The organism is Pantoea sp. T14 (assembly GCF_036663535.1).
In the GTDB taxonomy this organism is placed as follows: domain Bacteria; phylum Pseudomonadota; class Gammaproteobacteria; order Enterobacterales; family Enterobacteriaceae; genus Pantoea; species Pantoea phytostimulans.
Genome location: NZ_JAWUEB010000017.1, coordinates 1 through 14,074, shown reverse-complemented (window position 1 = coordinate 14,074; position 14,074 = coordinate 1). Strand labels below are relative to the sequence as shown.

Sequence of the window (14,074 nt, the reverse complement as noted above, 5' to 3'; positions counted from 1 at the left end):
TCACCATGTAGACAATGACCATTTCCAGGAGAGTTGAGTATGTCCGCTGAACACGTTCTCTCGATGATGAACGAGAATGAAGTTAAGTTTGTTGACCTGCGTTTTACCGATACTAAAGGTAAAGAACAGCACGTTACTATCCCTGCTCACCAGGTTAACGCTGACTTCTTCGAAGAAGGCAAAATGTTCGATGGCTCCTCCATCGGTGGCTGGAAAGGCATTAACGAATCAGACATGGTGCTGATGCCTGACGCAACCACGGCGGTAATGGATCCGTTCTTCGAAGATTCTACGCTGATCATCCGTTGCGACATTCTCGAGCCAGGCACCATGCAGGGCTACGATCGTGATCCACGTTCAATCGCAAAGCGCGCTGAAGATTTCCTGCGCTCTTCTGGCATCGCGGACACCGTGCTGTTCGGACCAGAACCAGAATTCTTCCTGTTCGATGACATCCGTTTCGGTTCTTCTACTTCCGGCTCACACGTTGCTATCGACGATATCGAAGCAGCCTGGAACACCGGTAAAGAGTACGAAGGCGGCAACAAAGGTCACCGTCCAGGTCTGAAAGGCGGCTACTTCCCCGTTCCACCTGTTGACTCAGCTCAGGACATCCGTTCTGCCATGTGTCTGACCATGGAACAAATGGGTCTGGTAGTAGAAGCGCATCACCACGAAGTGGCTACTGCTGGTCAGAACGAAGTGGCAACCCGCTTCAACACCATGACCAAAAAAGCTGACGAAATTCAGATCTACAAATATGTTGTGCACAACGTTGCACATGCATACGGTAAAACTGCGACCTTCATGCCGAAGCCAATGTTTGGCGACAACGGTTCTGGTATGCACTGCCATATGTCACTGTCTAAAGGTGGCGAGAACCTGTTCTCTGGCGACAAGTACGGCGGCCTGTCTGAAATGGCGCTGTTCTACATCGGCGGTATTATCAAGCACGCTAAAGCAATCAACGCCTTAGCTAACCCGACTACCAACTCTTACAAGCGTTTGGTCCCGGGTTATGAAGCACCGGTTATGCTGGCTTACTCCGCGCGTAACCGTTCTGCATCAATCCGTATCCCAGTTGTTGCTAGCCCGAAAGCACGTCGTATTGAAGCGCGCTTCCCGGATCCAGCGGCAAACCCATACCTGGCGTTTACTGCTCTGCTGATGGCTGGCCTTGACGGCATCATCAACAAGATCCATCCTGGCGACGCGATGGACAAAAACCTGTATGACCTGCCGCCGGAAGAAGAAGCTGAGATTCCAAAAGTGGCTGGCTCACTGGAAGAAGCGCTGAACGCACTGAACGAAGACCGCGAGTTCCTGACCCGTGGCGGCGTGTTCACTGACGAAACCATCGATGCCTACATCACCCTGCGTAAAGCTGAAGACGACCGCGTTCGCATGACTCCGCACCCGGTAGAGTTCGAGCTTTACTACAGCGTTTAATCAATTTTAGGTTTTATGTTGCCGTGGAAATTTTTAGCCCATCTTCGGATGGGCTTTTTTCTCCGCGAATCCATCGTTCATTCGCCTGAAATTCGGCTTAAATACTACAATGCACTCACTTAGTGCAAAGGAACGCTGTATGGCAACTGGCTCTCTGCCCGATGCAGGGCAGATTCTCAATTCATTAATCAACAGTATTTTGTTGGTGGATAACGATTTGGTTATTCATTACGCCAACCCGGCGGCGCAGCAATTACTGGCGCAAAGCTCACGTAAATTGTTCGGCACGCCGTTACCTGAATTAACCGGCTACTTTTCGCTGAATGTTGAGGTGATGCGTGAAAGTCTTGAGGCTGGCCAGGGATTTACCGACAGTGAAGTGACGCTGGTTGTGGATGGCCGCGCGCACATTATGTCACTGACGGCGCAACGCTTGCCTGATGGTTTTATCCTGATGGAAATGGCGCCGATGGATAACCAACGTCGTCTTAGTCAGGAACAGTTACAGCACGCCCAGCAGGTTGCAGCGCGCGATTTGGTTCGTGGTCTGGCACATGAAATTAAAAATCCGCTGGGAGGGTTACGCGGTGCTGCGCAATTGTTATCACGTGCGCTGCCCGATCCGTCGCTGAACGAATACACCAAAGTTATTATTGAGCAGGCGGACCGGTTGCGAAACCTGGTGGATCGCCTGTTAGGGCCGCAGCAGCCTGGCATGCACATCACTCAAAGTATTCATCAAGTCGCTGAGCGCGTGGTGAATTTGGTGTCGATGGAGCTGCCTGACAACGTCTCGCTGGTGCGCGATTATGACCCCAGCTTGCCGGAATTGCCGCATGACCCGGATCAAATTGAGCAGGTTCTGCTGAACGTAGTACGCAACGCCCTTCAGGCGTTGGGTGAAGAAGGCGGCACAATCATTATTCGTACCCGCACGGCGTTTCAGTTAACGCTGCATGGCACGCGATATCGCCTGGTGGCGCGCATCGATATAGAGGATGACGGCCCGGGTATTCCAGCTCAACTGCAAGATACGCTGTTCTATCCGATGGTCAGCGGGCGTGAAGGCGGCACCGGTTTAGGCCTTTCAATCGCACGCAGCTTGATCGATCAGCATTCAGGAAAAATAGAATTTAACAGTTGGCCTGGTCACACCGAATTCTCGGTTTACTTGCCTATTCGCCAGTGAGGTTTCTATGCAACGAGGGATAGTCTGGATCGTCGATGACGATAGCTCCATCCGCTGGGTGCTTGAACGCGCGCTCACTGGAGCCGGTTTAAACTGCGCCACTTTTGACAGCGCAAGCGAGGTGCTAGATGCACTTTCGACCAAAACCCCAGATGTTTTATTGTCAGATATTCGCATGCCGGGTATGGATGGGCTGGCGCTGCTAAAACAGATTAAACAGCGTCATCCGATGTTGCCCGTGATTATCATGACGGCGCATTCTGATTTAGATGCTGCGGTCAGTGCTTACCAGCAAGGTGCGTTTGATTACCTGCCGAAACCTTTCGATATTGATGAAGCGGTCGCGCTGGTTGAGCGTGCTATCAGTCATTATCAGGAACAGCAGCAGCCGCGTAATCAGCCAGTTAGCGGGCCAACAACCGATATTATCGGTGAAGCGCCTGCCATGCAGGATGTATTCCGTATCATTGGCCGCCTGTCGCGCTCGTCAATCAGCGTACTGATCAATGGTGAATCGGGTACCGGTAAAGAGTTAGTGGCGCACGCGCTGCATCGTCATAGCCCACGGGCAAAATCGCCATTTATTGCCCTGAATATGGCTGCCATTCCCAAGGATTTGATTGAATCCGAGCTGTTTGGTCATGAAAAAGGCGCCTTTACTGGAGCGAATCAGATTCGGCAGGGCCGTTTCGAGCAGGCCGACGGCGGCACACTATTTTTAGATGAAATCGGTGATATGCCTTTAGATGTGCAAACCCGCTTGCTACGCGTTTTAGCTGATGGCCAGTTTTATCGTGTTGGCGGCTATGCGCCTGTAAAGGTCGATGTTCGCATCATTGCTGCTACGCATCAGAACCTTGAGCTGCGAGTACAGGAAGGCAAGTTCCGTGAGGATTTATTCCACCGTCTGAATGTCATCCGGGTACATTTGCCACCGCTGCGCGAGCGTCGCGAGGATATTCCTCGTCTGGCGCGTTATTTCCTGCAGGTTGCTGCGCGAGAACTGGGTGTCGAAGCGAAAATTTTGCATCCTGAAACCGAGACAGCACTAACGCGCCTTCACTGGTCCGGTAACGTACGCCAGTTGGAAAATACCTGTCGCTGGCTAACGGTGATGGCGGCTGGCCAGGAAGTACTGATTCAGGATCTGCCTTCAGAGCTGTTTGAATCGAACACACCAGAAAATCCAGTGCAATCACTGCCTGATAGCTGGGCAACGTTGCTAGCACAGTGGGCCGATCGTGCTTTACGTTCCGGTCATCAAAACTTGTTGTCAGAAGCACAGCCGGAGATGGAGCGCACGCTGCTGACTACTGCGCTGCGACATACGCAGGGCCATAAGCAGGAAGCGGCACGTTTGTTGGGCTGGGGACGTAATACCTTGACTCGCAAGCTAAAAGAGCTCGGCATGGAATAAGTGTTGAGATGAACGGCTGGAGCATTGCTTGTGCTTCAGCCGTTTACTTTAGATAACGCGCGAAAATTGCTGCTGACGCGCCTTTTGGCGCAGATAAACATCAAAGCACATACAGATATTCCGAATGAGTAAACGCCCCACTCCCGTAACCTGTAGCCCTGTCGCGCTATGCTCCACCAGCCCATCCGCAATCAATGGTTTCAATAGCGTTAAATCCTCAGCGAAATAGTCGTTAAAGTGTATATTCCATTGCGCTTCTACCGCTTTAAAATCCAAAGAAAAATTGCATATCAGCATTTTTATCACGTCGCGACGTAAACAGTCGTCCTGGCTCAACGTTAGACCTCGCCATAAGCCATTACCCGTGCTGCCCACGCTTTCATACCACACATTGAGCGCTTTTTGATTCTGCGCATAGCTGTCACCGATCATGCTAATTGCCGACACACCCAGCCCAAGCAAGTCGCTATCGCCCTGCGTGGTATAACCCTGGAAATTACGATGAAGCAGGCCTGCACGCTGAGCCACTGCCAGCTCATCCTGCGGCTTTGCGAAATGATCCATACCGATGAACTGATAACCCTGCTGCGTTAGCGTAGCGATGGTCTCATGAAGGATAACAAGCTTCTGCGAGGCAGAAGGCAGCTCCTCCTCTTTGATTTTGCGTTGAGCAGCAAATAGCGTAGGCATATGCGCATAATTAAAGACGCTGAGGCGATCGGGATTGAGCTCAGTAACGCGCTTTAAAGTAAAGGCGAAGCTTTCTGGCGTTTGCAGTGGCAAACCATAAATTAAATCGATGCTGGTTGAGCTAAAGCCTTGCTGGCGGGCTCTTTCCATCAAACCAAAAATGACATTTTCATCCTGCACGCGATTAACGCGCTCCTGAACGGCTTTATTAAAATCCTGTACGCCCATACTCAGGCGATTAAAGCCCAGCGTACGCAGGTGATCGATCATATCTAATTCGATTTCACGTGGGTCAATCTCGATCGACATTTCCACGTCTGCCGCCACGTCAAAATGCTGCTTCAGCAAGGTGACCAAACGGGTAATTTGCGCTTTATTCAGGAAAGTCGGCGTGCCGCCGCCCCAGTGAAGCTGAGTCACTCGACGCTGGCGAAAAAAAGGCGAACGTTGGCGAATTTCTTGCTCTAACACATCCAAATAGCGATCGGCTTTATGCAACTGGCGCGTCACAATTTTATTGCAGCCGCAGAAATAACAGAGGCGATGACAAAACGGAATGTGGATATAGAGAGATAAAGGGCGATCGGGGTAACGCGCTACCGCTCGTTGGAAATCATCTTCTGCATAGTTTTCGTTGAACTCGAGCGCGGTGGGATACGAGGTATAGCGTGGACCGGCGTAATTGTACTTTTCAATTAACGCCTGATCCCACTCGATCTGCTGCGATGACATACTTATTCCTTCCGGTGACGTCGTCTAAGAGAAGGTCGCGATGCAGAAGAGGAGAAAGGTGAGCGGGATGATGAAACCCGACTTATACGATGCTTCAGACGCGACAGGCGTCGTAGTTTAATCAATAACCAAAGTAGATAACATGTAAGTAACAGCGCGAAAATTGATCCAGGCCAAAACATTCGTGTTTACCTGTTAAGCCCGGCATGCGCAAACACACATGCCGGTCAAAAAGCTTAGTTGCCTTTCAGCAGACGATACATATCTTCTTCGGCTTGCTCGTCTTCGTCGTCATCCATGGCGATGCCTAACTGCTCCATCAGCTCATCGATACGATCAAGCGCTGCGTCTAACCAACCTTGATCTTCAGCGGAGAGGGTTTCACCGCCTTCAAGGCGATCAAGCAGATTATCCAAACGGGGATCGTTTTCCAGCTTCGCCAATTCTTCTTCAGGCGTTAGACGCACTTTCTCAACGGCAGGTTTGGTTGGCGCCTTTTTCACTTTAGCCGGTGCGGTTTGACCTTCAGCGCCTAACGCGATCGGCTTCTTACTCCCGATACGCGGATCTTTAGCTGTAGTGCCTGAGCCGCCGTTTTTGCTGCCCTTGGTTTCGGGATTCGCACGGCTGCCTGACGCATGACCGCGATGCTTTTTATCGCGCTTGCGGTCACGTGCTTCAATGTTTATTTCTTCACGCGATTTGCGTTTGGCCTTGGCGGCAGGTTTGCCGTTCGCAGCTCGTGCAGGTTGCTTCATAGTGTTTTATCTCAGCGTTTTTATTCAGTATAGAATTGCGGCGAAATCTAGCAGAAAGCAGACAAAGAAATAAGGCGACAGCTTAAGCTGTCGCCTTATTTCACACCTTCATAAGAAGGAATCATGTTTTAAATCCTTTTTGGCTCGCAACATCCCGGTTATTCCCGCGCCAGCTCATCTCCTGAGCATCTCCTTTTCCTTGTCCGGTCCCAATCCTTGACCATTTCCACTCCATCGCTCTTCATCTTCATGACATTCCTGAGCGCATCATCCTAATGGGTGCTGCCATGCACTGCACAATAATGTAGACCAATTAGTAAAACCCTCAAGCCAGACTTGTCTTGAGTTTCGATGGAAAACCCATACTTTTTATTTAAATAAATGAATTTTAATGATTTATTTTTTTAAAAAATTAAATAAAAGAGGATATAACTGCCACTTTTAATGGCAAATCTCTTACAAAAAAGCCTAAAAGGATGCCATTGAGCACTTTCGCGCCATAACGCGTATAATCAGCGCCATTGCCCGAATACGTATTTTTGGAGTGTCATCTTGCCTGAACTAAATTATCACGTTACCCGCTTTATTCTTAGCGCCCCTGACATCCGTCATTTGCCATCTGACACCGGTATTGAAGTGGCCTTTGCTGGACGCTCTAATGCCGGTAAATCTAGCGCACTCAACACGTTAACCAATCAAAAAAGTTTGGCGCGCACCAGTAAAACGCCAGGCCGTACGCAATTAATTAACCTGTTTGAGGTGAGCGAAGGCAAACGTCTGGTCGATTTACCGGGTTATGGCTATGCCGAAGTACCAGAGCAGATGAAGCTGAAATGGCAACGTGCACTGGGCGAATATCTGCAAAAACGTCAGGCGCTGAAAGGGTTGGTGATTTTGATGGATATTCGTCACCCGCTAAAAGATCTCGATCAACAGATGATCCAATGGGCAGTTGAAAGCAATATTGAAGTACTGCTATTGCTGACCAAAGCTGACAAATTGGCATCAGGCGCGCGTAAAGCACAGCTTAATGCAGTTCGTGAAGCTTCAGCAGCATTCATGGGCGATGTGCAAGTTGAGATGTTTTCGTCATTGAAGAAGATCAATGTCGATAAAGTACGCCACAAGTTAGACAGCTGGTTTAATGAATTAGAACCGGCGCGCGAAGAAGAAGATGCAGAGAGTGATTCTGAAGAATAAGTAGAAGATGATTAGCGGCCAAGGCGCCGCTTCCAGACAAAGCCCAATAAAAAACGCCCCAGTCATATAATGACTGGGGCGGCTAGAATTCAGCCAAATCCGATTACGTGAAGTAAAAGGTCTGAAAGATAGAACATCTTACCTCTGTACCCTACGCCTCGAACTTTACCTGATTTTTTCTGCGCCACAAAGGATTTTTTGTAGCTGGTTTTCATAACTTGACAGTTTTTTTACCTGGCGCGTCACAAAAATGATTCTTAGATGTAGTTTAATTACCGAAAAAATGCTTAGTCGTTAAAGAGTTAGTGAACGCATATTTTTTCAGGCTCAAAGAGGTATGGCTGAACCGATTAAGTAAACAATTTACTTATAGTTCTGAGCGGGCCTGTAAAAGAGCGCCTTCACAGGCCCAAAGTCAAATTTAATGGGCCTGATCCCAGTTATCACCAACGCCGACTTCCACCAGCAACGGCACATCTAATTTCATACTGCCTTCCATTAATGTACGGATCTGCTGGCTTGCTGACTCAATTGCATCTGCGTTGACTTCAAACACCAACTCATCGTGTACCTGCATGATCATCTTCACCGCGTTGTCATCCTGCTGCTCAAGCCAGCCATCTACGGCAATCATCGCCCGCTTAATGATGTCTGCAGCTGTACCTTGCATCGGTGCGTTAATCGCTGCACGTTCGGCAGCTTTACGCCGTATTGCGTTACTGGATGTGATGTCCGGCAGCCACAGTCGACGCCCATCAAGCGTTTCGACATAGCCTTTTTCGGCGGCTAACTGTCGCGTATTTTCCATATAACGCAGCACGCCTGGATAACGTTCAAAGTATAAATCCATATACCTTTTCGCTTCTCCTGCACCGATGTTCAACTGTCGCGACAGCCCGAACGCACTCATGCCATAAATCAGACCGAAGTTAATCGCCTTTGCGCTGCGACGCTGCTCACCGCTTACCTTGCTCAGCGCAACACCAAACACCTCTGATGCCGTGGCGCGGTGAATATCCTCTCCTTGGGCAAAGGCATCTAACAGGCCTTTATCCTGGGAGAGATGCGCCATAATGCGCAGTTCTATCTGTGAGTAGTCAGCCGCAACGATACGGTTTCCCTTAGCGGCAATAAAAGCCTGACGAATACGACGTCCTTCGTCATTACGCACTGGAATGTTTTGCAGATTAGGATCGGTAGATGACAGGCGTCCGGTTGCGGTAACGGCTTGATGATAAGAAGTATGAACGCGGCCGCTCAGAGGATTTATCATCATTGGCAGTTTATCAGTATAAGTCGACTTCAATTTAGATAAACCACGATGCTCCAAAATGACTTTTGGCAGCGGATAATCTAATGCGAGTTCGGCTAACACCTCTTCACTGGTCGATGGCGCACCGCCAGGCGTTTTCTTAGTAGGCTTAATACCCTGCTTTTCAAACAGAATAACCTGAAGCTGCTTGGTGGAAGAAAGGTTAAACGGCTCACCGGCCAACTCGTGCGCTTTTAATTCAAGCTCCGCCAAACGCGCGGTAAGTTCTTTAGAATGCTGTGCCAGAATATTTTGATCGATCAACACGCCATTTCGCTCAATGCGTGAAATTACCGTCAATAAAGGCATTTCAATCTGCTCGAAGACTTTTTTCGGGCCTGCTTCTTTTTCTAGCTCTGGCCACATTTTTAAATGCAACTGCAGCGTAACGTCAGCATCTTCAGCAGCATAATGCGCCGCCTGCTCTAACGCTATCTGGTTAAATGTGAGCTGATTTTTACCTTTTCCAGCAATCTCTGTGAACGTCACCGTTTTATGTTTGAGCCAGCGCGCAGAAAGGCTATCCATGTCATGCTTGCCGACCACACTGTTGAGAATATATGACTCCAGCATGGTATCGAACTTGATGCCTGCAAGCTCAATATCGTAATTCTTCAGCACCCCACGGTCATATTTTAAATTTTGACCGACTTTAAAGGCTGTGCTGTCTTCCAGCAGCGGTTTGAGCTGTGCCAGCACCGTTTTACGATCAAGCTGCTCAGGCGCATCAAGGTAATCATGTGCGACAGGAAGATAAGCGGCTTCACCGGGCGCAACAGCAAAACTGATACCGACGATATTGGCACTTAATGTATCCAGCGAATCGGTTTCTAAATCAAACGCAAAAACATCGCTTTTTCTCAGTTTTTCAATCCAGCTATCAAATGTCTGCTGATCAAGGATAGTGACGTAGCCATCTGCAGAAAGCACGCTGACGGTCTCGGTCGGCTGCTCAGCCGGTTCATCAGGTAAGATCTTCTGAGCAGACTGATTGTTTTTTTTACCTTGTAGCCACTTTCCATCTTGTAAGTCGGCTAACCAACGCTTGAATTCATAACGGCTAAACAGCGTTTGCAGTGCAGCGACATCTGGTTCGCTCACGGTTAGCTGCTCGCACGTCAACTCCAGTTCAACATTGGTTTTGATCGTTGCCAGCTGATAAGACAGGAATGCGACGTCACGATTCTGTTCCAGCTTCGTCGCCATGGTTTTGGCGCCGCGGAATGACAAATCAGCAACTTTATCCAAATTGTCATAAATGGACTGCATACCGCCCAATCCTTGCAGCAATGCTTGTGCCGTTTTTTCACCCACGCCCGGTACACCCGGAATGTTATCCGAGCTGTCGCCCATCATGGCGAGGAAATCAATAATCAGTGAAGGTGGTACGCCATATTTTTGTTCCACCTCATCTGGGCCAAGGATCGTGTTAGTCATGGTGTTGATTAGCGTAATAGCGGGTGTGACAAGCTGCGCCATATCTTTGTCACCCGTACTGATCAAAACAGAGCGACCTTTTTGCTCTGCTTCTAACGCTAACGTACCGATTACGTCATCTGCCTCAACGCCACTTACCGCGAGTAAAGGCAAACCCATAGCCTTTACCATTTCATGTAACGGCTCTATTTGCGCGCGCAGATCATCAGGCATCGGTGGGCGATGAGATTTATAGTGTTCGAACAGTTCATCTCGAAAAGTCTTGCCTTTGGCATCAAAGACCACAGCAACATGACTTGGATTGTATTGAGTTAACAGGCTTTTAAGCATGTTAAGCACACCATACATGGCACCAGTCGGCTCGCCAGCGCTGTTGGTCAGCGGCGGAAACGCGTGATACGCGCGATAAAGATAGGATGAGCCATCAACCAGAATCAGTGGATTTTCTGCTATTTGCGCCATAAGTCTGTCTATTCTTCGTTGCCATGGATTGGTCTATAAGGATGCCACAGCTTGGCGAGAATGTTGAATTATGGCGATAAATCACCGTCATTTTTGATGCAAATGAGGCGAGGATCGCAACGATCATGCTGTGGATAACTTTGTGCGTAAAAATCATAACGTTTAATTATTTACATAACAAAAGAATTATCTTTCTGAGTAATATCTTTTAATACATTGAGTTATAGAAAGTCAGTGACCCGATCGAGGTTTTTAATTACGTGATCCCTTGTGTGGATATTAAAATTATGCCCTGGAGATTGGGTAGTGCATTTATAAATTTAATACAAATAAAAAACGCCAGCAAAACTGGCGTTTTTTTGGCAGATTGCAGGTATTACTTTTTCTCAACCAAGAATTTAACGACGTTGGCATAATCTGCTACGAAGTTATCCATTGAGCTAGTATCCAAACCGCCATTATTTACCATGTATTTGCCATTAACGAAAATCGCCGGCACGCCTTGTAAATTAACATCGGCTGCCGCTTTCTGCTGCTGAGCAACCAATGCCTTAACGGCAAAACTGTTCCATGCAGCATCATATTCGTTAGAAGAGATACCCGCCGCTTTAACGAAAGTCTCTTTCAAACTAGCGGCATCATTGATGGTTTGGCTTTTTTGAATGCCATCAAAAATAGGTGCGGTGACTTTATTTTCAACGCCCAATGCCATTGCAACCGCCCAGGCCTGCGTCACAACTGGACCAAAATCGCCGCCCAGGAAATCAACATGGTATTTAACCACTTTTACGTTTTCGGGCAGGTTCTTTTTCACGGCATCACTGACGTGGTAAGTGCGTTCGAATTGGTAGCAATGTGGGCAGAAAAAAGAGAAAAACTCCATCACCTGAGGTTCACCTGCGACCGGCTTCTGCAGACTGACATACTGTTTACCATCATCAAATTGTGCAGCAGACGCGCTAAACGCCAGCACTAAACCAATCAGTGCAAACCAAATCTTTTTCATCGTGAAAAACTCTCCTGACTTCTTCATTAAAATTGCGGGGTAAGCTGTAGAGGAGGTTCCTGTAACAACTTTTCCTGCTCGGTAAATAGTGAAATCTGTCTGCGCCAGAAATCTTCATCTGTCATCCATGGAAAGGCGCGTGGAAAAGCCGGATCCTGCCAACGGCGCACTACCCAGGCCAAATAATAAACCATGCGCATCGCGCGTAAAGGCTCAATCAGTGACAATTCATTAATATCGAAGTCGCTGAATTCACTGTATGCCTCTAGCAAAATATCCCATTGAATTCGCTGCTCCTGACGATCGCCGTTGATCAGCATCCAGAGATCCTGAACAGCAGGACCGTTTCTGGCATCATCCAAATCGACAAACAGTGGGCCATCGCGCCATAAAATATTACCCGGATGGCAATCGCCGTGTAATCGTAGCGGCTGCCATGCATTATGCCAGCGCTGCTGCAGAGTGATGCCAAGCTTGTCGACTGCCTGTAATAAGCTGGCTTTGAGCTTAGCAGGCACTAAGTTGCTCTGTTCTAATACCTGCCGAGGCTCATGGATATACTCATCCAGGCCCATCGTTGGCCGATGCTCAAACAGCGCCTTACGCCCCGTTTGGTGAATGCGCCCTAAAAAACGGCCAACCCATTCCATCTGATCTTCATTATCAGTTTCATATTGGCGCCCGCCCAAACTGGGAAAAACGGCAAAAAAGAAACCAGAATGCATCTGCAACGTTTTTTCATTCAGAATCAGTGGAGCCGCAACAGGAACTTCATCAGCCAACAAATCCAGAGCGAATTGATGCTCTTCATTAATTTGCTCTGCATTCCAGCGCTGTGGACGGTAAAACTTTGCCACATAACGGCGTTTGTCATCATCGCTAAACTGATAAACGCGGTTCTCATAACTATTTAGCGCTGTCAGCCCTGACTCGACACGAATCCCTGTATCCCATAACGCATCAAGGATCACGTCGGGATTCAGCGTCTGGAATGTGAAAGCGGCTTCGCTCATTTTTTACCTATGTAGTCTCATGCTGTTAGCCAGCAAGGATACATTACTCGCCATCTTTAATGACACCTCGGGCACGCAGTAATGCCGTTTTAAAATCGACTTCATAATCTTTTTTCAGCCCAGGAATCTCATCGCTTTGAGCGGAGTCACGCATTTTCAGATGGTAAATCAATACGTCGTCTGTTAATTCACTTAATGGGCCACTGTATCCAGACTGTTGTGCGAGTTTCTGTAAAAATGGTATCAGATTGAGATCGGGTTCCTTTTGCCAGGCAGGTTGTAGTAATTCAATTAACTCATTCAGTCGATGGCATTTCATCTTAGGATCCTCACAACGTGATTAACAGAAAGCTAAAAGCGAGGGCATGATTATGTCAGCATTAACCGGCGTCATCTTGGCCGGTGGTCAAGGCCGCCGCATGGGCGGTCAGGACAAAGGACTATTGCTGCTCAATGGCATACCGCTTTATCAGCATGTTCTTCAGCGGCTTGAGCCGCAAGTCGACATTGTCATGATTAGCGCCAACCGTAACATTGATCGTTATCAGTTGAGTGGCTGCCAAGTCATACAAGATGCTATTACCGATTATCCAGGCCCATTGGGCGGCATTTTAAGTGCGCTGAACGTGATTCCTGGTGACTGGGCGGTATTCTGCTCTTGCGATACGCCAGCAATTCCTCTCGATTATGTGCATCAACTCTTACAGCAAAAAGGTGATGCACCCGCTGTATGGGTGTGCTCACGAGAACGCGATCATCCTACATTGGCGCTAATACATCGATGTGTCGCAGATGCGCTCGAGATTTATTTACAACAAGGCCAGCGTCGCTTAATGCAGTTTTTGACAGAACAAGGTGGCCATGCAATACAGCTCAACGATGATGAGTCAGCTTTCCGTAACATAAACACGCCCGAGGATCTGTTAAAAGTACTCTGATATGACAGCGAAAATACTTGCTATAGCCGCCTGGAGCGGTACAGGAAAAACGACCCTGCTACAGAAAGTTATTCCTTTGCTTAAAAAGCGTGGCATCCGTGTTGGCTTAATCAAGCATACCCATCACGATGTGGATATTGATACGCCAGGCAAAGATAGCTACGTGCTAAGAAAGGCCGGGGCCGATCAAGTCATCGTCGCCAGCTCACAACGTTGGGCGTTAATGTGTGAAAACGCCGATACAGAAGAGTTCGATTTGAATTATTTAGTAAGCCGCATGGATACTTCTAAGCTGGATTTAGTTTTGGTGGAGGGATTTAAAAACGAAGCTGTGCCTAAAATTGTTTTATGGCGGGAGGGTACTGAGGAAAGCGCTGAGGCCTTAACCGGCGGGCACGTTATTGCCGTGGCCGGCGATGCCTGCCCGGCGCTTCACGTCCCCGTTCTGAACATCAGCCGGCCTGACCGGGT

General features: G+C 48.4%; 13 protein-coding genes. 6 read left to right on the top strand and 7 right to left on the bottom strand.

What is annotated here, in order from left to right; all coding sequences use genetic code 11:
• Positions 1–39: 39 nt before the first annotated feature.
• The 3 genes from glnA to glnG all read left to right on the top strand — a co-directional run bounded on the left by glnA (position 40) and on the right by glnG (position 4,055).
• The gene (gene glnA, locus SC127_RS07335) at positions 40–1,449 is read left to right on the top strand and encodes a glutamate--ammonia ligase (RefSeq protein WP_215848123.1); all 1,410 of its coding nucleotides are present in this window, start codon (positions 40–42) and stop codon (positions 1,447–1,449) included.
• Positions 1,450–1,588: 139 nt separating this feature from the next.
• Entirely contained in the window at positions 1,589–2,638 is a 1,050-nt protein-coding gene (gene glnL / locus SC127_RS07330) for a nitrogen regulation protein NR(II) (protein ID WP_215848122.1), read from the top strand.
• A 7-nt stretch (positions 2,639–2,645) separates the two neighbouring features.
• Positions 2,646–4,055 carry a nitrogen regulation protein NR(I) gene (gene glnG, locus SC127_RS07325; protein ID WP_215848121.1) on the top strand — a complete coding sequence of 470 codons (1,410 nt, stop codon included), beginning with the start codon at positions 2,646–2,648 and terminating at the stop codon, positions 4,053–4,055.
• Between the two features lie 48 nt (positions 4,056–4,103).
• Here the strand turns inward: glnG and hemN are convergent, their stop codons facing one another.
• On the bottom strand, positions 4,104–5,477 hold the full coding sequence (gene hemN / locus SC127_RS07320) for an oxygen-independent coproporphyrinogen III oxidase (protein ID WP_332625890.1): 1,374 nt from the start codon (positions 5,475–5,477) through the stop codon (positions 4,104–4,106).
• 236 nt (positions 5,478–5,713) lie between these two features.
• Positions 5,714–6,235, bottom strand: a complete 522-nt coding sequence (gene yihI / locus SC127_RS07315) for a Der GTPase-activating protein YihI (RefSeq protein WP_215848120.1) — start codon at positions 6,233–6,235, stop codon at positions 5,714–5,716.
• Between the two features lie 552 nt (positions 6,236–6,787).
• Here yihI and yihA point away from each other — a divergent pair.
• Positions 6,788–7,435, top strand: coding sequence for a ribosome biogenesis GTP-binding protein YihA/YsxC (gene yihA, locus SC127_RS07310; protein ID WP_215848119.1), 648 nt, complete (start codon positions 6,788–6,790; stop codon positions 7,433–7,435).
• 89 nt (positions 7,436–7,524) lie between these two features.
• Here yihA and SC127_RS22570 read toward each other — a convergent pair whose 3' ends face one another.
• From SC127_RS22570 to SC127_RS07290, 5 genes are all read right to left on the bottom strand, one after another.
• A complete protein-coding gene (locus SC127_RS22570; RefSeq protein ID WP_071892919.1) occupies positions 7,525–7,572 on the bottom strand; it encodes a spot 42 RNA, inhibition of DNA synthesis in 48 nt (15 codons plus the stop codon).
• Positions 7,573–7,856: 284 nt separating this feature from the next.
• Positions 7,857–10,646, bottom strand: coding sequence for a DNA polymerase I (gene polA / locus SC127_RS07305; protein WP_332625889.1), 2,790 nt, complete (start codon positions 10,644–10,646; stop codon positions 7,857–7,859).
• Positions 10,647–11,022: 376 nt separating this feature from the next.
• A complete protein-coding gene (gene dsbA / locus SC127_RS07300; RefSeq protein ID WP_243079960.1) occupies positions 11,023–11,652 on the bottom strand; it encodes a thiol:disulfide interchange protein DsbA in 630 nt (209 codons plus the stop codon).
• Between the two features lie 26 nt (positions 11,653–11,678).
• The gene (locus SC127_RS07295) at positions 11,679–12,665 is read right to left on the bottom strand and encodes a serine/threonine protein kinase (RefSeq protein ID WP_243079959.1); all 987 of its coding nucleotides are present in this window, start codon (positions 12,663–12,665) and stop codon (positions 11,679–11,681) included.
• Between the two features lie 43 nt (positions 12,666–12,708).
• Positions 12,709–12,984, bottom strand: a complete 276-nt coding sequence (locus SC127_RS07290) for a YihD family protein (RefSeq protein WP_215848116.1) — start codon at positions 12,982–12,984, stop codon at positions 12,709–12,711.
• Between the two features lie 52 nt (positions 12,985–13,036).
• On the opposite strand from SC127_RS07290, the gene mobA reads away from it, so the two are divergent.
• Entirely contained in the window at positions 13,037–13,603 is a 567-nt protein-coding gene (gene mobA, locus SC127_RS07285; protein WP_215848115.1) for a molybdenum cofactor guanylyltransferase MobA, read from the top strand.
• A 1-nt stretch (position 13,604) separates the two neighbouring features.
• On the top strand, positions 13,605–14,074 hold a 470-nt coding region (mobB, locus tag SC127_RS07280; protein WP_332625887.1), incomplete at its 3' end, for a molybdopterin-guanine dinucleotide biosynthesis protein MobB.

Bases quoted from the DNA above. Each gene is read 5' to 3' on its own strand.
- glnA (WP_215848123.1), top strand. From the start codon at position 40: ATGTCCGCTGAACACGTTCTCTCGATGATGAACGAGAATGAAGTTAAG.
- glnL (WP_215848122.1), top strand. From the start codon at position 1,589: ATGGCAACTGGCTCTCTGCCCGATGCAGGGCAGATTCTCAATTCATTA.
- glnG (WP_215848121.1), top strand. From the start codon at position 2,646: ATGCAACGAGGGATAGTCTGGATCGTCGATGACGATAGCTCCATCCGC.
- hemN (WP_332625890.1), bottom strand. From the start codon at position 5,477: ATGTCATCGCAGCAGATCGAGTGGGATCAGGCGTTAATTGAAAAGTAC.
- yihI (WP_215848120.1), bottom strand. From the start codon at position 6,235: ATGAAGCAACCTGCACGAGCTGCGAACGGCAAACCTGCCGCCAAGGCC.
- polA (WP_332625889.1), bottom strand. From the start codon at position 10,646: ATGGCGCAAATAGCAGAAAATCCACTGATTCTGGTTGATGGCTCATCC.
- dsbA (WP_243079960.1), bottom strand. From the start codon at position 11,652: ATGAAAAAGATTTGGTTTGCACTGATTGGTTTAGTGCTGGCGTTTAGC.
- SC127_RS07295 (WP_243079959.1), bottom strand. From the start codon at position 12,665: ATGAGCGAAGCCGCTTTCACATTCCAGACGCTGAATCCCGACGTGATC.
- SC127_RS07290 (WP_215848116.1), bottom strand. From the start codon at position 12,984: ATGAAATGCCATCGACTGAATGAGTTAATTGAATTACTACAACCTGCC.
- mobA (WP_215848115.1), top strand. From the start codon at position 13,037: ATGTCAGCATTAACCGGCGTCATCTTGGCCGGTGGTCAAGGCCGCCGC.